19 protein-coding genes and 1 pseudogene are annotated in these 20,176 nt (G+C 49.5%); 17 read left to right on the top strand and 3 right to left on the bottom strand.

Annotated elements, in window-relative coordinates; translation table 11 throughout:
- Window positions 1–36: 36 nt before the first annotated feature.
- From QNH46_RS21030 to bglS, 5 genes are all read left to right on the top strand, one after another.
- The gene (locus tag QNH46_RS21030; RefSeq protein ID WP_283925892.1) at window positions 37–1,188 is read left to right on the top strand and encodes a Gfo/Idh/MocA family protein; all 1,152 of its coding nucleotides are present in this window, start codon (window positions 37–39) and stop codon (window positions 1,186–1,188) included.
- 22 nt (window positions 1,189–1,210) lie between these two features.
- On the top strand, window positions 1,211–2,293 hold the full coding sequence (locus QNH46_RS21025; RefSeq protein ID WP_283925891.1) for a Gfo/Idh/MocA family protein: 1,083 nt from the start codon (window positions 1,211–1,213) through the stop codon (window positions 2,291–2,293).
- Between the two features lie 177 nt (window positions 2,294–2,470).
- Window positions 2,471–3,325, top strand: a complete 855-nt coding sequence (gene ant(6) / locus QNH46_RS21020) for an aminoglycoside 6-adenylyltransferase (protein ID WP_283925890.1) — start codon at window positions 2,471–2,473, stop codon at window positions 3,323–3,325.
- A 72-nt stretch (window positions 3,326–3,397) separates the two neighbouring features.
- A complete protein-coding gene (locus QNH46_RS21015) occupies window positions 3,398–3,769 on the top strand; it encodes an MmcQ/YjbR family DNA-binding protein (protein ID WP_283925889.1) in 372 nt (123 codons plus the stop codon).
- A 292-nt stretch (window positions 3,770–4,061) separates the two neighbouring features.
- Window positions 4,062–4,775, top strand: a complete 714-nt coding sequence (gene bglS / locus QNH46_RS21010; protein ID WP_430691851.1) for a beta-glucanase — start codon at window positions 4,062–4,064, stop codon at window positions 4,773–4,775.
- A 231-nt stretch (window positions 4,776–5,006) separates the two neighbouring features.
- On the opposite strand, the gene QNH46_RS24650 is transcribed toward bglS, so the two are convergent.
- Both QNH46_RS24650 and QNH46_RS21000 read right to left on the bottom strand, forming a co-directional pair.
- Window positions 5,007–5,204 (bottom strand): methyl-accepting chemotaxis protein, encoded by a 198-nt coding sequence (locus tag QNH46_RS24650; protein WP_283925887.1) that lies wholly within the window; start codon window positions 5,202–5,204, stop codon window positions 5,007–5,009.
- 71 nt (window positions 5,205–5,275) lie between these two features.
- Complete coding sequence (locus QNH46_RS21000; protein ID WP_283925886.1) at window positions 5,276–5,539, bottom strand: hypothetical protein; 264 nt, start codon at window positions 5,537–5,539, stop codon at window positions 5,276–5,278.
- A 505-nt stretch (window positions 5,540–6,044) separates the two neighbouring features.
- Between QNH46_RS21000 and QNH46_RS20995 the strand changes: the two genes are divergently transcribed.
- From QNH46_RS20995 to QNH46_RS20980, 4 genes are all read left to right on the top strand, one after another.
- A complete protein-coding gene (locus QNH46_RS20995; RefSeq protein WP_283925885.1) occupies window positions 6,045–6,644 on the top strand; it encodes a TetR/AcrR family transcriptional regulator in 600 nt (199 codons plus the stop codon).
- A gap of 94 nt (window positions 6,645–6,738) precedes the next feature.
- Window positions 6,739–7,959, top strand: coding sequence for an MFS transporter (locus QNH46_RS20990; protein ID WP_283925884.1), 1,221 nt, complete (start codon window positions 6,739–6,741; stop codon window positions 7,957–7,959).
- Between the two features lie 211 nt (window positions 7,960–8,170).
- Window positions 8,171–8,500, top strand: a complete 330-nt coding sequence (locus QNH46_RS20985) for a hypothetical protein (protein ID WP_283925883.1) — start codon at window positions 8,171–8,173, stop codon at window positions 8,498–8,500.
- 325 nt (window positions 8,501–8,825) lie between these two features.
- Complete coding sequence (locus QNH46_RS20980) at window positions 8,826–9,392, top strand: hypothetical protein (RefSeq protein WP_283925882.1); 567 nt, start codon at window positions 8,826–8,828, stop codon at window positions 9,390–9,392.
- Between the two features lie 86 nt (window positions 9,393–9,478).
- Here QNH46_RS20980 and QNH46_RS24460 read toward each other — a convergent pair.
- Window positions 9,479–9,876 (bottom strand): annotated as a pseudogene (locus QNH46_RS24460) (SDR family NAD(P)-dependent oxidoreductase); the annotation flags it as partial.
- Between the two features lie 172 nt (window positions 9,877–10,048).
- On the opposite strand from QNH46_RS24460, the gene QNH46_RS20965 reads away from it, so the two are divergent.
- The 8 genes from QNH46_RS20965 (at window position 10,049) to QNH46_RS20930 (ending at window position 20,124) form a co-directional block, all read left to right on the top strand.
- Complete coding sequence (locus tag QNH46_RS20965) at window positions 10,049–10,690, top strand: FMN-dependent NADH-azoreductase (RefSeq protein ID WP_283925880.1); 642 nt, start codon at window positions 10,049–10,051, stop codon at window positions 10,688–10,690.
- A 533-nt stretch (window positions 10,691–11,223) separates the two neighbouring features.
- Complete coding sequence (locus QNH46_RS20960; protein ID WP_283925879.1) at window positions 11,224–12,129, top strand: hypothetical protein; 906 nt, start codon at window positions 11,224–11,226, stop codon at window positions 12,127–12,129.
- A gap of 252 nt (window positions 12,130–12,381) precedes the next feature.
- Complete coding sequence (locus QNH46_RS20955) at window positions 12,382–14,109, top strand: sensor histidine kinase (protein ID WP_283928520.1); 1,728 nt, start codon at window positions 12,382–12,384, stop codon at window positions 14,107–14,109.
- Complete coding sequence (locus tag QNH46_RS20950) at window positions 14,102–15,667, top strand: response regulator (protein WP_283925878.1); 1,566 nt, start codon at window positions 14,102–14,104, stop codon at window positions 15,665–15,667. The genes QNH46_RS20955 and QNH46_RS20950 overlap by 8 nt, the downstream gene beginning before the upstream one ends.
- Before the next feature lie 115 nt (window positions 15,668–15,782).
- Window positions 15,783–17,114: an ABC transporter substrate-binding protein gene (locus QNH46_RS20945; RefSeq protein ID WP_283925877.1), complete on the top strand. Its 1,332-nt coding sequence runs from the start codon at window positions 15,783–15,785 to the stop codon at window positions 17,112–17,114.
- A 48-nt stretch (window positions 17,115–17,162) separates the two neighbouring features.
- Window positions 17,163–18,062 (top strand): carbohydrate ABC transporter permease, encoded by a 900-nt coding sequence (locus tag QNH46_RS20940; protein WP_430691850.1) that lies wholly within the window; start codon window positions 17,163–17,165, stop codon window positions 18,060–18,062.
- A 2-nt stretch (window positions 18,063–18,064) separates the two neighbouring features.
- A complete protein-coding gene (locus QNH46_RS20935; RefSeq protein ID WP_283925875.1) occupies window positions 18,065–18,904 on the top strand; it encodes a carbohydrate ABC transporter permease in 840 nt (279 codons plus the stop codon).
- Window positions 18,905–18,954: 50 nt separating this feature from the next.
- Window positions 18,955–20,124 (top strand): rhamnogalacturonan acetylesterase, encoded by a 1,170-nt coding sequence (locus QNH46_RS20930; protein WP_283925874.1) that lies wholly within the window; start codon window positions 18,955–18,957, stop codon window positions 20,122–20,124.
- Window positions 20,125–20,176 lie beyond the last annotated feature (52 nt).

Below are 20,176 nucleotides of genomic sequence, written 5' to 3'. Positions count from 1 at the left end.
CCCGATTTACACCTGAGCCTAAAGGAGTGGAATCTATTGTTAAATGTAGCCGTCATCGGGGCCGGCGCCATTTCCCCGGCGCATATCCAAGCGTATTTACAATTTCCGGAGCAATGCAAAATCGTGGCCATCTGTGACATTTACCCGGATAAGGCCAAGCAAAGAATAGAAGAGTTTAAACTGGAAGCGGCCGTGTACGCTGACTACAAGGAGCTCCTCCAGCGCAGCGACATCGATCTGGTGTCCGTGTGCACGCCTCCGTATACTCACGCGGATACGGCAATCGCCTTCTTGAATGCTGGCAAGCATGTCATCGTGGAGAAGCCAATGGCTTCCTCGCTGGAAGAATGCGATGCCATCAATGAGGCAGCGGAGCGAAGCGGTAAAATTTTATCTGTCGTGGCGCAAAACCGCTTTACTACGCCTATGATGAAGTTGAAGCATGTGCTGGACACGAAATTAATCGGTCCGGTTGTACACGCACAGATCGATTCTTACTGGTGGAGGGGCCATTGTTATTATGATCTGTGGTGGCGGGGGACCTGGGAGAAGGAAGGAGGCGGCTGCACATTGAATCATGCCGTGCATCATATCGATATTTTCCAATGGATGAACGGCATGCCTGCCGAAGTGACGGCCGTCATGAGCAATACATCGCATGACAATGCTGAGGTGGAGGATATTTCGATTGCGATCGCCCGATACGATAACGGTGCGTTGGCTCAAATCACCAGCTCTGTGGTGCATCATGGCCAGGAGCAGCAGCTGATCTTCCAAGGAAAGCATGCGCGCGTATCTGCTCCCTGGAAAGTAGCGGCTTCCATATCTAAACCGAACGGTTTTCCGGAGGAGGACAAGGCTCTGGAGGCCCAAATTCAGAAGGTCTACGATGAACAAGCCGATCTTCCCTATGAAGGCCATCGCGGACAGATCCTGGATGTCCTGAGAGCTATCGAACAGAACACGCCTGTGTTGGCGGACGGTGTTCAAGGCAGACGGACGCTGGAGCTTATTACAGCGATTTATCAATCCGCAAGCACCGGTCAGACGGTCAAGCTGCCGCTGGGACCGGATAGTCCTTTTTATTCGCGTCAGGGTATTCTGGAGCATGCAACCTATTTCTATGACAAGAAAACCAGCATCGAAAACTTCAGCGACAATACGATTACGTCGGGCGGCAATGCTTGAGAAACCGAAAGGAGCAGACACAATGACAAACAAGCAGGACGGCATGAACTATGCGCCAAAAGGAAAACCCAATGCCGTAGTTGGCAAGGGGGAGTTTCGGTTTGCAGCTATCGGTTTGGATCATGGACATATCTATGGCATGTGCAACGGCCTCATGGAGGCAGGTGCCGAGCTCGTAGCGGTTTATGATCCGGACCCGGAAAAGGTCAAGCGATTCTTAGACACTTATCCCCAGGTGAAAGCGGCGCAGTCCGAGGAGGAGATTTTAAACGATCCGCAAATCAAACTGATTGCCGGCGCTTGCATTCCATCTGAGCGTGGTGCTCTGGGGCTTAGAGCGTTGGATCATGGCAAACATTATTTTGTCGATAAACCGGCCTTCACCACATTGGAGCAAGTAGATCAGGCACGCTTGAAAACGAAGGAAACCGGACTCAAGTGGGGAATTTACTACGGCGAACGCCTGCACGTGGAAAGCGCCGTGTTTGCCGGCCAGTTGATTGAGGAGGGTGCCATTGGCCGTGTCGTTCAAGTGATCGGTACGGGACCGCATCGCGCAAATGTAAAGGCCCGGCCGGACTGGTTTTTTGATCCCGCCTATTACGGCGGCATTTTATGCGATATCGGTTCCCATCAAATCGAGCAATTTTTATCCTATACGGGCGCGAAGGATGCCAAAGTGCTGCACAGTAAAGTAGCCAATTACAATTTTAAGGATTATCCGAAGTTCGAGGATTTCGGCGATGCTACGCTGGTCGCAGATAATGGGGCCACGTTCTATTTTCGCGTGGATTGGCTGACTCCCGATGGACTAGGTACGTGGGGCGATGGAAGAACCTTTATATTAGGCACCGACGGGTATATTGAAATCAGAAAATACATCGATATCGCCCGGGAAGCGTCCGGCAACCATTTGTATTTAGTCAACCATGAAGGCGAACGGCATTTCGACTGTTCCGGCAAGGTGGGATACCCTTATTTCGGCGAGTTTATTTTGGATATTCTGAACGGAACGGAAAACGCAATGACGCAGGAGCATGCCTTTAAAGCAGCGGCTTTATGCATTGAAGCGCAAGCGTTGGCTGTAAAAATTGAAACAGCTTAAATTGTTCTTACAATTGCGCAGTTGGGACTGCAACCTTCAATCACGGGCTTTTCGCCTGTGATTTTTTTTTGAAAAAGGGTTATGCTTGGTTCCGTTACTTAGACAGCAAGGAGGAAGAGAATACAACGTCGAATTAGAAATGGTTGATCATGACGGTTGGAACGGAGGATTACGGTATTGAGAAGTGAACATGAAATGATGAGTACCCTTATCGATTTCGCTAAAAATGATGATAGAATTCGACTGGTCACTTTGGAGGGGTCACGTACAAATAAAAATATACCCCCTGATACATTCCAAGATTATGACATCTCTTACTTTGTAACGGATATTAACTCTTTCAAGGAGAATGATCAGTGGCTCCAAATATTTGGGAAGCCAGTTATGATGCAAAAACCCGAAGATATGGAGCTTTTTCCATCAGAATTAGGTAATTGGTTTTCTTATATCATCCTATTTGAGGATGGAAATAAATTAGACTTAACACTTATACCAAAGAATGAAATAGATGATTATTTTACCAATAGCGATGGTTTAGTTAAGGTGTTGCTTGATAAGGATAATCTGATCAAACACGAAGTGATCGCAAATGATCGTCAATATTGGATTACAAAGCCAACTGCTAGGGAATTCGATGATTGTTGTAATGAGTTCTGGATGGTTTCAACATACGTGGTAAAAGGATTAGCGAGAAAAGAAATACTATTTGCTATTGACCACTTAAACGAGATAGCAAGACCAAATTTATTGAGAATGATGGCTTGGAAAATCGGCTTAGAGCAAGGATACAACTTGAGCATGGGGAAGAACTATAAGTTTATAGAACGTTACCTCCCAAATGAAGATTGGGAAGAACTCCTCTCAACCTATTCTGAGAATGGGTATCAGGAAATGTGGAAGTCCTTATTAACTTGTTATGAGCTATTTAGAAAATACTCAAAAGCTGTGTCAGAAAGTCTCGGGTATAAGTATCCAGATTACGATGAAGCTATTACTAAGTATACGGAGAGTATTTATACCACTTGTAAATAGTCTCCTTTTTATACTATTAGGCATCAATATAACAATGTGCTAGTTAATATATCTCTTATAAAGGGTGATACCATGTACGACCAACTTACCGCCTATTGCTTATCCAAGAAAGGAGCAGTTCAGGATTATCCGTTCGGTCCAGACCCGCTGGTCATGAAGGTAGGAGGCAAAATGTTTGCGCTGCTTACCGAGGTTGGCGATGACAAAGAGGTGCACATTTCGCTGAAATGCGACCCTGTGATTGCGGCAAATCTAAGGGAGCAGCATGAGTGTGTTCGCCCCGGATACCACCTGAACAAAACACATTGGAACACGGTCATTGCGGACGGCAGTCTTCCTGTGGATGACTTGGAACAGATGATCGACCATTCCTATGAATTGGTGCTCGGCACGCTCACGAAGGCGGCCCGAGAGGCTGTGCTCCTGAGAATTGACGGGAAGTAAAGCAAATTTGTACATTTCAAGCAAATACCTTTGATTTTACTTGGTTTTTTCTATCCTCTTGCCAGTTTTCGATTTTGCCTGCTCCAGCCCTCTTAAAAAGTTTGAAATATTGATGCTAAAGTTAATTTCTTGTTATGGAAATCTATGGAAAATAGTAATAAGATTAGGTTACATCATGATTTTATGAGCATTTTACCGGGAAAGGAGGATTTTGAGTAGTCATTCTACACAAGGACCAAGACCAAGTACCAAGAGAGGCAGCAGGGAAAATATGAACCAAGAGGTGAGAAATGTGAAGAAGAAATGGTGGATTGCGCTTTGCTCTTCGCTTCTTCTGTTGACTTCGTTGGCGATCACTGCGAAGGGCGCTACTGTGTTTTGGGAACCCATGACGTACTATAATTCACAGACCTGGGAAATGGCCAACGGGTACTCTAACGGCAACATGTTCAACTGTACCTGGCGGGCTAATAATGCAACGTTTACAAATGATGGCAAGCTGCGTCTCGCACTTACAAGCCCTTCCTATAATAAATTCGATTGTGCGGAGTATCGCAGCAAGTTCAAAGCCGGATATGGGTTGTACGAGGTGAATATGAAGCCGGCAAAAAATGTGGGCATCGTTTCGTCCTTCTTTACTTACACGGGGCCAACCGACGGCACACCATGGGATGAAATTGATATCGAATTTTTAGGCAAGGATACGACCAAAGTACAATTCAATTATTTTACTAACGGTGTTGGAGGGAATGAAAAGGTCATTGATTTGGGCTTCGACGCATCTCAAAGCTTTCATACCTACGCCTTCGATTGGCAGCCTGATTCCATAACGTGGTATGTTGACGGTGTTGCGAAGCATAGGGCAACTAAGAATATTCCCAAAACCCCCGGCAAAATCATGATGAATATTTGGAATGGCACTGGAGTAGATAGTTGGCTCGGGTCGTACAATGGAGCTAATCCGCTATACGCTTACTATGATTGGGTAAGATACACTAGTAATTAATCAGCAAACAATCCGGGCAGGGCACTCCTGTTCCGGATTGTTTATTATTCTTTATAGTTTGAAGTGGCTAACGAATGGCGCAATTCACTTGCTAACATACTCAAATTGTTGGACAGCTGTGAGAGCTCACTGCTGACAGCCCTTTGATTGCTGCTTAGGGCAAGGACTTCTTGGCTGGCCGCGGAGGTTTCCTCGGAAATGGCGCTAACTGATTCTACAGCAGCGGATAAGCTATTTTGGGATTCCTCCAGCCTTGCTTGCCTCGATTGAAGCATTTAAAGAAAGAATCGCAGTTTGCTTCGTAATATTGCTTAAAAGCTCAATTATTTTTTCAGTGCTGCCGGTTCCTTCACGGAGCTGTGCAGCCTGTTCAATTAAATGATTCGTTCGGGTTTCAACTTCTCCGGTTTGCTCCAGCATATAAGACATATGTTCCTGGCCTTGATAACTTGCCTCTATCAAGTGATGACCGAGTCTATCCAGACTTTCGTGGGATGATTTCAAGATGGTGATCCGCTCATTGTTCTGGACGGTAAGGCCGTTGCACATTTCCCATCGTCGGCAACCTTGATGGCTCCAGGGGTAATCTGTGTCATCGCTGCTGATATATCATGGGAGGCAGATGAAGTGCTCTTGGATGAGCGAATCAGTTCTTCAGCAGTATGTAATACGGCATCCACAGACTTATTCACATGCTCTACCAGCAGAGTGATACGATTCATCATCCGGTCAAAGCTTCGCTCTAGATCCGCAATTTGATCCATACGCTGCGTATTGGTTCGTATCCCCAGGTTTCCTTGTTTCCCCTAACCATATACCCGATCAATACTGCACTGCAAGTAGCCAGGGCTAAAGCGGCCCACTTGAATTAAAGATTTTTTTGTACCAGTTGTTTTCTTTCATTTTGGCCTTGTCCGTATCCCAAAAAATGGGGTCAAGCGTTTTACGGTCGGCTGTAGTAATCAGCGGGTGTGTTCCTTCAGGAATGATGGATATAGATCGAATTGAAGAATTGACATTGAGCAGCGATTCAAGAATGCCCTGAATTTGCGAATTCTGCGAGTTCTCCTCGTGGGAGTCCTGATCGTCATCTACAACTCTGTATTAGCATAGGGCTGTACCTTTTTCGTTATAAAATCAGGCATCTTGGAGAGTTCGTCGCTGAGAATGGTGGGGACTAGCTGCTTTGAAAAAGAAGTTGCTTGAGCCGGCCATTGTCGATTATAATACTGAATAATTGTTCAGTATTCTGAAAGCGGTGATTCAGGAATGAATAAAAAGAAGCAGCAAAGCGAGCAAACCAAGAAGAAGATGGCCGATGCCGCTAGAGCTTTGTTCGTACAGAAGGGGTACAAGGCTACATCGATCGAAGATATTGTGAAGGCCACCGGCTGCAGCGCGGGCAACATTTATTATCATTTCAAGAACAAGGAAGGCTTGTTTCTATATTTGATTGATGAATGGAACCTCGAATGGGAGGAGACATGGCTAGCGAAGGAGCCGCTCTACCTAACCACGATCGATAAATTGCACGGCATGGCTGAGCATTTAGCGCTCGATCAATTAAACCATCCACTGACCAGAGCCGCTGATGAATTTTACAACAATTCGGAGAAAGCTTCGGACGTGGAAGAGCGGATTCATGAAATTGTCAAAGGCTATCTCATATTTAATCAGCAATTGCTGCAGAAAGGGATCGATAACGGCGAATTTAAAAATACAAATGTAGAGGGGTTAGCCATCATCCTGGACAGTCTACTGCTTGGCTTAAGCCAGCATGCGCGAAATATGGACCGGCAGGAGACGCTTGAGGCTTACCAATTGGCTATGGATGTGTTTCTGCATGGAATCGCCAAGCCCTCTAAATAGTTCAGGTTAAAATTACGTCGATAGACGTTTTTCTTTTTTCATCATTTTGAATGAATATTCAGTATGTTTGCATATAACGTTGGAGGAATTCTGAATGGGGTTAATGTTGAAAAATCGGGGTGCGGTGCTGATCCTGATGTTGAATATTTTTCTAGTTTTTATGGGAATTGGGCTGATCATCCCGATCATGCCTAAATTTATGAATAGTTTGGGGATTAGCGGGAGTACGGTCGGCCTGCTGGTGGCTACCTTCTCACTGACACAGTTTCTATTTTCGCCTCTGGCAGGCCGCTTGGCCGACTCTTACGGAAGAAAGCGGATGATTGTCATCGGCATGATCGTATTTGCTTTTTCCGAGGTACTGTTCGGATTGGCGAGCGCTCCCGTGCTGCTGTATATTTCAAGGATGCTTGGCGGTATTAGCGCCGCGATGATTATGCCGGCCGTGATGGCTTACGTCGCAGACATTACGACACAGGATGAGCGTGCAGCCGGGATGGGCTACATTAATGCGGCCATTACGACAGGTTTTATTATCGGTCCTGGAATCGGGGGGTATATCGCTGAGTTCGGCATCCGCGTCCCATTTTATGCCGCAGGAGTTGCGGGGCTTATAGCAGGTTGTATTTCTTTGTTTGTCCTTCGGGAGTCTCTAACTATACAAAAGGTGTCCTCCGAATCCCCTGCATCATCGGATAAGGAGAGCAGCTTTCTAACTCAATTGCTCCATTCTTATCGGGAGCCCTTTTTCTTAAGCCTGATCATCGTTTTTGTCATGTCTTTTGGGCTAGCCAATTTCGAAACGGTCTTCGGACTGTTTGTCGATCATAAATTCGGGTTCGAACCCGGGGATATAGCCTTTATCATTACATTCGGCTCCATCGCTGGCGCCGTAGTTCAAGCTACGGCCTTCAGTTGGATTTTGAATCGGTTTGGCGAGAAAAACGTCATCTCGGTATGCCTTCTGTTTGCGGGTATTTTCATTCTTATAACGCTTTTTGTGCACCAGTTTTGGATGATTTATGCCGTTACCTTTATCGTCTTTCTGGCGATTGATATTTTGCGTCCAGCCATTGGTACCCAAATGTCGAAGCTGGCTGCGGACCGACAAGGCTACGTCGCAGGGCTTAATTCGGCATATACGAGTCTCGGCAATATTGCCGGGCCGATCCTCGCGGGATATTTGTTCGATATAGATATCAATTATCCGTATACTCTCGCATGCATCGTTCTGCTGCTTTGCTTTGGGTTATCATTGAGGGCGGGCAAACGTATGAGTGTACAGCCTCCCGAGCGTCGTTCAACCACGACCTAGTAAGCAAGGTACATGCACCGAAGTAACTATATGGCTCTCCACATGGAATAGATGTTCATTTGTCTACCATGTGGGGAGATTTTTTGTATATATAAAAAGGTAATTAGTGCCTACCAATATATTGATATATATATGTAAAATATAGAATTATCCGCTGTCCGACATGCCAGAGGCACTAAGGCCTTCTATTGAATGGGTCTATAATAACCGAATGCTGAAGGAGAATTCTGTAGGCCGCAAAAATCTCATTTTTGACCAAATCTTTGCCGGTAAGGGAACGATTAATTATGTGATCCGCTGGCAGTCGCCCAAAAATCTGACGCTGCAGCAGCGTCAGGATATTGAACGAATGCTGGGGCGCCAGTTGAATAACTGGACCAAACATCTCAAGGGGGATGACGGATGGCCTTACGGGGATATCCCGGTTAAAGTTGTGGGCTGGGCCGTTGCGAATCCCGCGCAAATTTTAAACAAACAGCCAAATGAAATCGTGTACACGCAAACGATTGTAGATGAGCTTAGCAGAACCGATCAACTATGAAGTCCATATTATGGAGCATGAGATCGGTCATGGATTCGGACTGCCTGACTTCTATGGAGCTCAGGATCGCCCGCCCGTAGGTTCTGAGGGGAACCTATCACTAACACGAAAAGTGAAAAACCGCAACAAAAAAGACGTGCCGAAGGCACGTCCTTTTTCATGCAGGAATAAATTCTGTCGCTTACTTTATTTTAAAGTTGTTCACTAATAGTCGAAAATTGTCTAAAAACCACGAATAATTATATATTAATTTGTTATAATAGAAAATTAAGGATAGGATATGGCGGTCGAATAGGTTTATAAGTCAAACAACTGGAGGTACACAATGACAAATTATAAAATTAATAAGGGGCGCGGGCTTAAGGCCACTACGCTTCTGCTGGTAATGAGTGCGTGCATTTTGCTAAGCGGCTGCGCGGGCAAAGCGCAAACAGGGACCCAGGGAAACGCGCAAGCACCTGGAAAAGGAACTGCAGCAACGAACCAGAATAATACAGGCGGGCAGCCCGACCAGCAAAAGAACGCAGCAGCCGTATCGGAGACGGAGGGCCTGCCTTCTGGGGTAAAGGTCCAGAAAGTGCTCAAAGATATTTCGCTCAAAAATAATTATCATAAAAAAGTCGAGCTGCTTACCGATGGAGGCAAACGCATTACGATTACGGATCCCAACGGCGGTCTGGTTCTGCTGAATCTGGAATACGAGGGCACAATCCTGGAGGTCAGTGGGAGGAAGGTTACCGTGCAACTAGATCATGGCGGGCAGCAAACGATGACCATCCCGGACAATATGACGATTGAAGACGATGACAACCTGGGACTGAATAAAGGCGTTGAAATCGAGTGGACGGTCGATGCGGACGGAAACATCCAAAGCGTCGAGCTGGATGATTGATGATAAAAATAGCCGAGCACCGCTCAGGACACGTTCCTGCAGGGGCTCGGCTATTTTTTTATAAACGGGATGCTTGAAGCGGGCTATTACCGGGCGGAGTATCCGCCGTCGATCACGAGCTCGCCGCCCGTAATATAGGATGCTTCATCCGAAGCCAGGAACAAAATGGCATTGGCCACTTCCTCAGGTTGTCCCAGACGCTGCATGGGCGTCGCACGGACGAGCATGTCCATCGCTTCTTTGTACTCTCCGTCAGCTTTGCCGTCATCGGCGTTTCGATTACGCCGGGAAATACCGTATTTACGTGGATATTGAATTGGCCCAGGTCCGCCGCGGCCGCACGTGCAATGGCGCGCAAGGAGCCTTTGGACGCAGAATAACGGTTAAAGTCGGAGCCAATAATTGCCGTATAGGAGGAAGTGTTGACGATCGAGCCTTTGCGCGCTTCCTTCATATATTTCGCAGCATGCTTAATGCCTAGGAATCTTTTCCAATAAATCAAAGTTATCTGTGAAGTGAGGTTAATTAGATGGAGGAATGCCGTTAGTCTGCTGCATGCTGCCTAAAAAATATGACATCTGCCAGAAACATCTGATAAAATAGAGTGGGATATCAATCATACCTAAATTTGTAGAGAAAAAGTGGAGGAATCTTACATGAATGTACTAGTTGTTAAAGCCAATAACCGTCCTGCTTCTGAGGGCGTGTCCAGTAGAATGTATGAAACGTTTATGGAGGCAATCAAAGGCCAAGAGAACCTGAACGTCACTACGTATGACGTATTCGAAGAGGATATGCCTTATTTCGGCCAGGATCTGTTCAATGCCTTCGGCAAAATGCAAAACGGCGGCGAATTGACGGATGTTGAGAGCCGTCTTTTGGCAGCTAAACAAAAAGCAATGGACGCATTAAGCGCTGCAGACGTTGTTGTATTCGCGTTCCCGTTGTGGAACCTGACCATACCTGCGAAATTGCAAACCTTCATCGATTACGTCTATGCTGCGGGATTTGCATTTAAATATAATGAGGAAGGCCAACTGGTTTCGTTAATGACGGACAAGAAGGCAATCTTCCTGAGCGCGCGCGGCGGCATCTATTCGACGCCAGAAACAGCGCCGATGGAAATGGCCGTGAATTATATGCGCAGCGTATTCGGCGGCGTGTTCGGCATGCAAATCATTGATGAAGTTGTCATCGAAGGGCATAACGCAATGCCGGCCAAAGCGAACGAGATCATCGAAGACGGCTTGCGCCGCGTAGCGGAAGCTGCTTCCAAACTGGCTCTTCAACACGCGTAATTACCATAGACTTGGCATGATCCAGCACTAGATTAGTATTTTATAAACAAGGCTGTCCCCAAAGATCGGATTGGAATTGATTGGGGATGGCCTTGTTTTTTAGTGCCTGCGTTGAAGGGAGGGGCGCCAAGTCGCCAAGCCGCCAAGACGCCTGCCGATCAAGATGCCAAACTGCCTAAGATGCTGAGGTGACAAGCCTCCCAAGCCGTTCGGGCCGCCAAAGGCTCTCGCAGTATCTTTAACGGACCGTAGTTCCGCTATTAGCGAAAAAAACACAATATTGCAGAGCTAACGGACCGTAGTTCCGCTGTTCAACCAAATGCGGGTGAAAATAGGGATGGCAGGGGCAAATAAAGTCCTCTGTATCCGATAGAATTCAAAATCGGGGGAAAATGAGTAAATAGCGGTTCTTCTGTCCGTTAGCTTAGTGCTCGCAGCTGCTGCATCCAGACCCAGTCCAATGGATCCACCAACCAACTAAACAATAACGTTTGAACATCCGATATTACTAATGATTCGAATGACGGAAGGTGATGGGCATGTTTTTTTTCGGCAAGAAAGCTAGAATCACGGAACAAAAGGTGCAGGAAATCGCAAAAGCGCTAGAGCAAGCCTACACAGCCAAAAATATAGACAAGCTCACCGGAATGTTTCATCCGGACAAGCGGCAAATATCGTTCCTTAACCATTTTCAGCTGATGATGAACTTTCAGATATACAACATCCAATCTGAAATCCTGAACGTGGAAATCCTTACGCTGACCGGGGAAGAAGCTACATTTACATATACGCGCAAGCATATCTACACTTGCGTCAATGAAGCGGATGAGAACGGCGAGATTCTTAGCAATATTACCAGTTACTACGTGCAAATAGCCGCGGAGAAAAAGTCTGTCTACATTACGAGATACTCGCCATACAGCGTCTTGCATTTGAATAAGGACGGAGAAGTTTTACCGGGAGAGCAGGCGGTTGTTCCAGCAGGGGCACAATTTTTCGAGAGAATGCGGCGCTTTATTAACGAGTTCGATTTGGACGGCTTCCAGGCGGCCACCTATTTGCTGTATAACGACAGTGAAATGATCGGTTATTACCCGAAGGCAGAGAGGTACCGCTACAAAACGTCGGAGCAGTTCACCGTCGATTATTTCGAGAGGATGGACGCCGCCTCGATTAAGGAGCATACGGAAGGTTATTTGGAGCAGGACATTTTGGAGCTCGGTGAAATGCTTGAGCTTGGAGCAGACTACTCCATCCTTGAGGCACAGTTTACGACAGATTCCTGCTTCCGGCATGAGCTTGTGCTGAGCCTGGCCGCACCGGACGGCTTTTTCATGATCCGTTACTTGAAGAAGGACGATCGGCCCATCCTGCCAGAGGCACGACAACGCTGGATTGAACAAATGAAATCTGCAGCAGCGCAAATTGCAAATGAATAAACATCGTAACACGGGGTGCCCGCAACATCGCTTAGGATGAGAGGGTAACCCCGTTTGTTTTGCAGCATGGAGCAATATTTGTTATTCATAGCATGAAATAGATATTACGATGGGTATCCGCACGCTCATGAATTATGTAAAATATCGATAACAGAACTTGTAAGCGCTTGCTATGATTGACCTGTAAACGGGGTGGCCATCTTGATAGGTAAAATTCGCGGACGAATGAGGGAAGCCGGCATTTATCACAAAATGCTGATTTTGATTACGCTGCTAATGCTCGTCAGCTTCTCCTTGTATTGGATCGCGTTAAAGTATGTGACTGACTTGTACGACCGGCAAATGTACGAGCGAACCTCCCAGGTGCTCAACAGTTCAGCGCTCGGAATCGAGAACCAGCTCAGGGAGCAGGAAGGCCTGTCGTTCCGGGTGTTCTCCGATGAGCAGCTGCAGCACAGCTTGGCCCGCCTGAAGGTGGACAGCGTTACGTCTTACCAGAAAGCCGTTCAGCGCAAAAAAATAATGGACCGTCTCACCGCCATCGCCGGCTCCGAGAAATTCGTTTATTCGATTATGGTCATCGACCCGGAACGGTATGTTCTGATCGGAGGCAATCGGGCTGGTTTGGCTCAGGACCTGCAGACGGAGCTCATGACGATTGCCGAAGACGCAGACGGATCGAACGTGTGGTACGTTGGCAGCGACCGGTCGCTGTACGCCGTGCGGCAGATTAAGTCGTTCAGCGGGACGACTTTTCCGCGGGATGACCTGGGCACGCTTATCATACGTTTCCGCAAAGAGCGGATTATGGAGGATTATGTGCAAAGCGGCGGGGATGACAGTCATCTCATCATTACCGACGGGAGCAAAATCATTTACCCCGATCATCCTCTCATCCCGGAGGAGGAGATTGCCGATGAACGGGTGCGCTCCGGATCCTACGGGTTAACGACCGTAGGGGGGAGTAAATATTTTTTCACGCGGGTAAGGTCGTCCGATCTAGGCTGGATTTATTTGAATATGACCCCATATGACAGCATGTTCCGTACCATTTCATTCGTCAAAGACCTCGTCACGATCATCTTCATTCTGATTTTGCTGATCGGCATTGCGCTGGGAGTGAAGTTGTCGCGGAGCATCACCCGGCCGATCGAACAACTGATCAAGAAGATGCGCAGAATTGAGAAGGGCGATCTCGACAACCTGGAGGAGCAGTCGCTTGGGGAGGTGCCGAGAACGTCGCAGACCGAGGTCGAGCATTTGCAGCGCACGTTTAAAATGATGATTCAGCGCATTCGTGAGCTCATCAACCAAAATTATGCCAAGCAGCTCGTCATTCGCGAAAGCGAATTAAAAGCGCTCCAGGCGCAAATCAACCCGCACTTCTTGTACAACACGCTGGATTCGATTAATTGGCTGGCCAAGGTGAACCGTCAGTCGCAAATTTCGCAAATGGTCGAAGCGCTTGGCTTCCTGCTGCGCAGCTCGCTGAGTGATGGGACCAGCCTGATCACTTTGAAGTCGGAGTTGGGCATCGTGCGCAGCTATGTGACGATTCAGCGCATCCGCTTCGAGGAACGGCTGGACTTCCAATTGGAGGTGCCTGATGAATATCTGGATGCCCTAATTCCGAAAATGACGCTTCAGCCCCTGCTGGAGAACGCCATTCATTACGCCCTGGAGCCGAGAGTCGAAACTTGCCATATCCGCATCATCGTTCAGGAGTCGGCCGAACGCGGGGGCGGGCTGGATATCCGGGTGGAGGACGATGGCCCGGGAATGACGCCGGAGTTCCTTACGGAGCTTAGAGGCGGGCGGGTGCAGACGAGGGGCAAAGGCATCGGACTATTCAACATCGAGGAGCGCATTAAGCTCACTTTCGGCTCCGAATGGGGCATCCGCATTGACAGTGAGCCGAACGTCAGAACGGCAATTCGTATCCGCATTCCATATAGACAAGGAGAGGACGAGGATGTATAAGGTGCTGCTCGTAGACGACGAGCGGATGATATTGGAAGGCATTCAGCAGATCGTGGAATGGGAAAGCGCGGGAACCATGCTGATCGGCACTGCGCGTAATGGAATTGAGGCCTATGAGCTGATCGTCCAGGAACAGCCGGACTTTGTGATTACCGATATATCCATGCCCGGGCTGAACGGGCTGGAGCTGGTAGAGAAAACGCTGCAGTCGTTCCCCGATATCCGGTTCATTATGCTCACGGGGTATAAGGAATTCGAATATGCGCGCAGTGCCATGCAGTTTGGGGTGAAGCATTACCTGCTGAAGCCCTGCAACGAGGCGCAGATCTGCGAAGCCTTGGCCGAGCTTGTGGCCGAGCGGGAGGAACGGAGCGAGCGGGAGCGATTCATTGCCCGGATGAAGGACGGGCTGAACAAGGTGCTGCCCCATGTGAAGGAGCAATTTTTACGCGAGCTTGTATCCAATAAGACGTACGGGCGCAGCGATCTGGAATATTACCGCGAGCTGTTCGGGCTTGAATCCGCAGAGCAGCCGGTTCGCCTTCTCTTGTTCCAACTGGAGGATTCCCACGAATACGAGCATTTATTTGCCTTAAAAAATATTGCCGAGGACTTGCTGACGGGCGCTCTGCTAGGGGCGACGCTCCATGGCAGGCTGCTGATGGCCATCCGCGAGGTGCCGGACAGGGCCCTTCTGCTGAGGAGCATCGCGGATGTGAAGCGGACGTTCTTTGGCTTCTACAGCGTCGAGCTGACCGTGGCGCTCAGTGAAGCCGGTCCGATGGAGGCGGCACGCAGGCTGTATCGTGAGGCGCAAGAGTGCATGAACCACCGCTTTTACGTTGGCGAGGGGAGCCTTATTACGCAGAGCGATCTGCCGGCAGACGGTCGGGGAAGCGGGGATGTTGAGATGGACGAGGAGCGGATGGCTCTGCTGATCAAGTCGGGCCTCAGCGACGAGGTTGAGCGCGAACTGGAGCGGCTGTTCTGCCAGCTGGCGGAGCTGTGCCTGGAAATCGGCGTCACCCGCTCCTACGTGCTGGAGCTGTATGCGATGCTGATCCGCCTTTGCTCACCCGAGGATCGTCACCGCTTCACGGCGCAAATGGCCGAGATCGTCAGGCTCGATACTTTGTCCAGCCTGAAGGCGTTCGTCAAGGAAGCGGCTATCCACGTCACCTCCGGCTACTACAAGAACAGCATCAGCCGCCGCTCCTCCATCGTTGAGAGAATGCTCTCGATCATTGAGCAGCATTACATGGACGCGGAGCTGACCCTGAACGGGGTGGCGCACGAGATGCTGTACATGAACCCCGATTATCTTGGCAAAGTGTTCAAGCAGGTGACGGGAGACAACTTCTCCCATTATTTGAGCCGCCTGCGGATCGAGAAGGCGGCCGAGCAAATCCGCTGCAGCGGCGGCGTGAAGGTATTCGAGCTTGCCGATGCTTTCGGCTTCGGGGGCAACTCCAAATATTTTAGCCAAGCGTTCAAGAAATGGATGGGCATGACGCCGACGGAATACCGCAAATCGCTGGAAGACGGCAAAGCCGAGTGAAGTACCTCTGATTTTTATACCTTTAAGTCGGATGAGTGAGTTTCCTTACACCCCCTATAAGGGCGAAAATGATAATTGTAAGCGTTAACAAACTAGCGTTCGACGAAAGGGGAGCATGTTTGTGAGGAAGAAAACCGCTTTATGGATGTTGGTTGCCCTGCTGTTCATTTTGCCTGCCTGCAGCGGCGGAGGCAGCACCGGAGGTGCGAGTAACGGAGGGAACAATGACAAGCCCGTGCAGGAGAGCCAGGGCAAAAAAGATAAAACGACGCTGAGAATTGCCTGGTGGGGAGGCGATAAGCGCCATGAATATACCCAGCAGATCGTCGATAAGTATCAAGAGCTGAACCCCAACGTCAAAATCGACGTGGAGTATGCGGCCTTTGACGACTACTGGAAGAAGCTTGCGCCCCAGGCAGCCGCGAACCAGCTGCCGGACATCGTGCAGATGGACATCTCTTACATTGTTCAATATGCCAAGAACGGCCAGCTTGAGGATCTGACGCCTTATATAGGCAATCAAATCAAAATTGATGACGTCAACGAAAATGTGATTTCCACAGGAAAAATCAACGACGTCCAGTACGGCGTGCCCACCGGTGTGAACGTGCTTGGATTCCAATACGACCCCGAGCTGTTGAACAAAGCCGGCGTCGACAGCATCCCCGAAAATTGGACCTGGGATCAATATGAGGAAATCGCCATGAAGGTTAGAGACGCGGGTTATGTCATGGACGGTTCCATGGCGCCGGATATTTTCTTCCATTACTTCCTTCGTACCCATGGATATTCCCTGTATAACAAGGAAGGTACGGCGCTCGGCTATGAGGATGATGCTTTGTTCACCGAATTCTTCGGGCGTCTGGCCAGGCTGATCAAAGAAGGCGCCGTGCCTTCCCAGGAGAAGCTGACGCAAACGAAAGGCATTTTGGAGGAATCGGAAATCGTCAAAGGAACAGGTGTCGGCGTATGGCAATGGTCTAACCAGTACGTTGGACTTCAGGCCGCGGTCAACCGGCCGATGGAACTGGCGTCTATGATGGGACCGAATATGGAGAAGGGCCTGTACATGCAGCCGAGCATGTTCTGGTCGATCACTTCCCATTCCAAGAACAAGGAAGAAGCGGCGAAGTTTATCGACTTCTGGATTAATGACGTGGAAGCCAACAAAATGATCAAGGGTGAGCGCGGAGTTCCAATCTCGGCATCGATCAAAGAAGCGATCGTCTCTGAATTGTCGGAGCCGGAGAAGCAGGTATTCGACTTCGTTGCGGCTATGGAAGAGAAGAGCTCACCGATGAGCCCGGCGCCGCCGGTAGGCTCACCGCAGGTGATCGCCTCCCTTGCCGACCTGGTGGAGCAGATCAACTACGGCCAGATAACTCCGGAGAAAGCTGCATCTGCGTTCCGGCAGGAAGCGAACGGCATCCTGGCAAACAATAAATAGGCTGAGGTGGATTTCATATTCATGATACTGCCAGGAGGTGCAGGTGCCTTGCGGAAACAGTCACTCAGAGCCAATTTGACCGGATATGCTTTTATCAGTCCGTTTGTAATCGGGTTCTTGGTCTTTACGTTTATTCCGATTTTGATCTCATTATATTTGTCATTCACGAATTACAATTTATTCAATAACCCGCAGTGGATTGGAACCTTCAATTTTAAAAAAATGTTTACCCAGGATCAGAAATATTGGAACTCGGTCAGAGTTACTTTTATATATGTATTTGCCGGCGTGCCGCTGCGGCTGATGTTCGCCTTGTTCGTGGCCATGCTGCTCAATACGAAGTCGCGCATGGTCGGCTTTTACCGGACCGTGTATTATTTGCCATCGATCATCGGCGGAAGCGTCGCCGTGTCGATTATGTGGCGCAACATTTTTAACGAACAGGGCATCGTAAACAGCCTGCTTATATTTCTCGGCATTCCGCCTGTCGCTTGGTACGGCGATCCCAATGCCGCACTTGGAACCCTGATTGCATTGTCGGTGTGGCAATTCGGATCGTCCATGCTGATCTTCTTGGCCGGGCTGAAGAACATCTCTCCGGAGATGTACGAGGCGGCAGGCATTGACGGAGCAACCGCTCCCCGCAAGTTTTTCAAGATCACGCTGCCGCTGCTGAGCCCGATCATCCTGTTCAACCTGATTATGCAAACGATCAGCGCATTTATGACGTTCGTGCCGGCTTATATTATTTCCAAAGGGGAAGGAACGCCGATGGACGGAACCCTGCTGTACTCCCTGTATTTATTCCGGCAGGCCTTCATGTTCAACAATATGGGCTACGCTGCGGCGATGGCTTGGGTCATGCTCATTATGGTCGGCATCATGACGGCGATTCTGTTCAAGACATCGAAATTATGGGTGTTCTATGAGTCGAAAGGAGGCCGTTAATCATGGCTGCAGGCAAATGGAAATGGCCGGCCTATCATGTGTTTGTCGGCGCAATTGCCATTCTCATGCTGTACCCGATCATCTGGCTGTTCATGAGCTCCTTCAAGGAGAGCCGGACGATCTTTGCCACGGCCTCGCAGCTGATCCCGCAGTCCTGGGATTTTGGGAACTATGCCGCAGGCTGGGCCGGTGTCGGAGGACAGCCCTTCGCCCAGTTTATCGTCAATTCGCTCATCATCGTGGTGCTGGCTACCATCGGCGTCGTCATTTCCTCGGCGCTGGTCGCCTTCGGCTTCGGCCGGCTTGATTTTAGAGGGCGCAATCTGTGGTTTGCGCTAATGATGGTAACGCTGATGCTGCCCCATGACGTGGTGCTTGTCCCGCAATATATTATTTTCTCGAAGCTCGGATGGCTGAACAGCATGAAGCCGATTGTCATCCCGAACTACTTCGGGGCGCCGTTCTTCATTTTCCTGATGATTCAATTCATCCGCTCCATTCCGAGCGAGCTCGATGAGGCGGCAACGATCGACGGCTGCGACAAATTCCGGCTCTTCTACCGCATCATTCTGCCGCTCATTAAACCAGCGCTCGCTACAGCGGCAATCTTCTCCTTCTATTGGCGGTGGGAAGATCTGATCGGCCCGGTACTGTATTTGAATTCGCCGCAGAAATATACCGTGTCGATGGGGCTGAAGATGTTTCTGGACAGTGAGTCCGGGTCCAACTGGGGAGCGATGTTCGCGATGTCCATCGTCAGTTTGATTCCGGTCGTTGTTGTATTTTTTATGTTCCAGAAACAAATTGTAGAAGGAATTAGCAGCAGCGGATTGAAAGGCTAGCAGACGTTGACGGTGAGTCATAGGAGACCATAGCGGGGAGGGGGAATTGTATGAAAGATGAGAGGAAAGGAGCCGCGGCGCCTGGACTGGAGAAAATGTCGTGGAAATTCGACTTTGGGCCGGGGCAGCCAGCGGTAGGCTATACTGGCGTGACCGCGGAAAGTGTGTATGACTCTGCGGCCGGATATGGATTCGAGGACATAAACGGTGTGTATGCCCGGGATAGATTGGCCGCGGCCGCTGCCGTTCCCGGCGATGTCAGAGCCATGCTGTATCATCGCTTCTGCATTCCGATGGGAGCTACGTTTACGGCAAATGTGCCGGACGGCGTATATGTGGTGAGCATTCTGGCAGGAGACGCTTTGGCGGAAACGCATACCCTGCTGAAGGTCGCCGGCAGCAAGCGGGTGCTGCCGCCGATTCGCTCAGCAGCCGGGCAGTTTATCGAGGAGAAATTCGCCGTTCCTGTGCGGGGCGGCCGCTTCCGTCTGCATGTGTCAGGGCAGGCGCCTCGCCTGAATATGCTGGAGCTTCAGCCCGCGCCCAATACGCTGACCCTATTCCTTGCGGGTGATTCCACCGTGACGGATCAGCCGGAGGACGGCTATCCCTACGCGGGGTGGGGGCAGCTGCTGCCCGCCTTGTTCAAGCACGATGTCTGTGTAGATAATCATGCCCAGTCCGGGCGCAGCTCGCGGAGCTTCATCGAGGAAGGGCGCCTGGAGGCGATTCTGCAGCTGATCAAACCTGGCGATTTCCTGATGCTCCAGTTCGGCCATAACGACGAGAAGCCCGATCCCCGGGGGACGGACCCGTTTACGACATATAAGCAGCATCTGCTGCGTTATATCGAAGCTGCCCGGGAGAAGCGGGCCTACCCGGTGCTGGTGACGCCGGTGCATCGCCGGTATTTCAACCCGGACGGAACGCTTTCTGATACGCACGGAGATTATATCACGGCCATGCAGGAGCTGGCCGCAGAGACGGATACGCCGCTTATTGATCTTGCTGCCCGAAGCAAGCGATTGTTCGAGACGGCCGGGCCAGAGGGCTGCAAAGACCTGTTCATGTGGGTGTACCCGGGCGAATACATGAACTTCCCTGCGGGCGTACAGGACAATACGCATTTCCAGGAGCAGGGGGGAGAAGCGATCGCCCGGTTAATTGCCGACGGAATTGGCGATTTGCAGCTGCAGCCTTTATTCATGTATCTCAGGTAACGTATGGGAGGAACAAATGATCACAGAGCCATTAAGGGGAGGAGAGCTAGAC

It is taken from the genome of Paenibacillus woosongensis, from assembly GCF_030122845.1.
In the GTDB taxonomy this organism is placed as follows: domain Bacteria; phylum Bacillota; class Bacilli; order Paenibacillales; family Paenibacillaceae; genus Fontibacillus; species Fontibacillus woosongensis_A.
This window is presented reverse-complemented; position numbering and strand designations above follow the sequence as displayed.

Coding starts and splice junctions, on each gene's coding strand:
- QNH46_RS21025 (WP_283925891.1), top strand. CDS start 1,211: ATGACAAACAAGCAGGACGGCATGAACTATGCGCCAAAAGGAAAACCC.
- QNH46_RS21015 (WP_283925889.1), top strand. CDS start 3,398: ATGTACGACCAACTTACCGCCTATTGCTTATCCAAGAAAGGAGCAGTT.
- QNH46_RS24650 (WP_283925887.1), bottom strand. CDS start 5,204: ATGTCTTATATGCTGGAGCAAACCGGAGAAGTTGAAACCCGAACGAAT.
- QNH46_RS21000 (WP_283925886.1), bottom strand. CDS start 5,539: ATGGATCAAATTGCGGATCTAGAGCGAAGCTTTGACCGGATGATGAAT.
- QNH46_RS20995 (WP_283925885.1), top strand. CDS start 6,045: ATGAATAAAAAGAAGCAGCAAAGCGAGCAAACCAAGAAGAAGATGGCC.
- QNH46_RS20990 (WP_283925884.1), top strand. CDS start 6,739: ATGGGGTTAATGTTGAAAAATCGGGGTGCGGTGCTGATCCTGATGTTG.
- QNH46_RS20985 (WP_283925883.1), top strand. CDS start 8,171: ATGCTGAAGGAGAATTCTGTAGGCCGCAAAAATCTCATTTTTGACCAA.
- QNH46_RS20980 (WP_283925882.1), top strand. CDS start 8,826: ATGACAAATTATAAAATTAATAAGGGGCGCGGGCTTAAGGCCACTACG.
- QNH46_RS20965 (WP_283925880.1), top strand. CDS start 10,049: ATGAATGTACTAGTTGTTAAAGCCAATAACCGTCCTGCTTCTGAGGGC.
- QNH46_RS20960 (WP_283925879.1), top strand. CDS start 11,224: ATGGGCATGTTTTTTTTCGGCAAGAAAGCTAGAATCACGGAACAAAAG.
- QNH46_RS20955 (WP_283928520.1), top strand. CDS start 12,382: ATGCTGATTTTGATTACGCTGCTAATGCTCGTCAGCTTCTCCTTGTAT.
- QNH46_RS20950 (WP_283925878.1), top strand. CDS start 14,102: ATGTATAAGGTGCTGCTCGTAGACGACGAGCGGATGATATTGGAAGGC.
- QNH46_RS20945 (WP_283925877.1), top strand. CDS start 15,783: ATGTTTGTGAGGAAGAAAACCGCTTTATGGATGTTGGTTGCCCTGCTG.
- QNH46_RS20935 (WP_283925875.1), top strand. CDS start 18,065: ATGGCTGCAGGCAAATGGAAATGGCCGGCCTATCATGTGTTTGTCGGC.
- QNH46_RS20930 (WP_283925874.1), top strand. CDS start 18,955: ATGAAAGATGAGAGGAAAGGAGCCGCGGCGCCTGGACTGGAGAAAATG.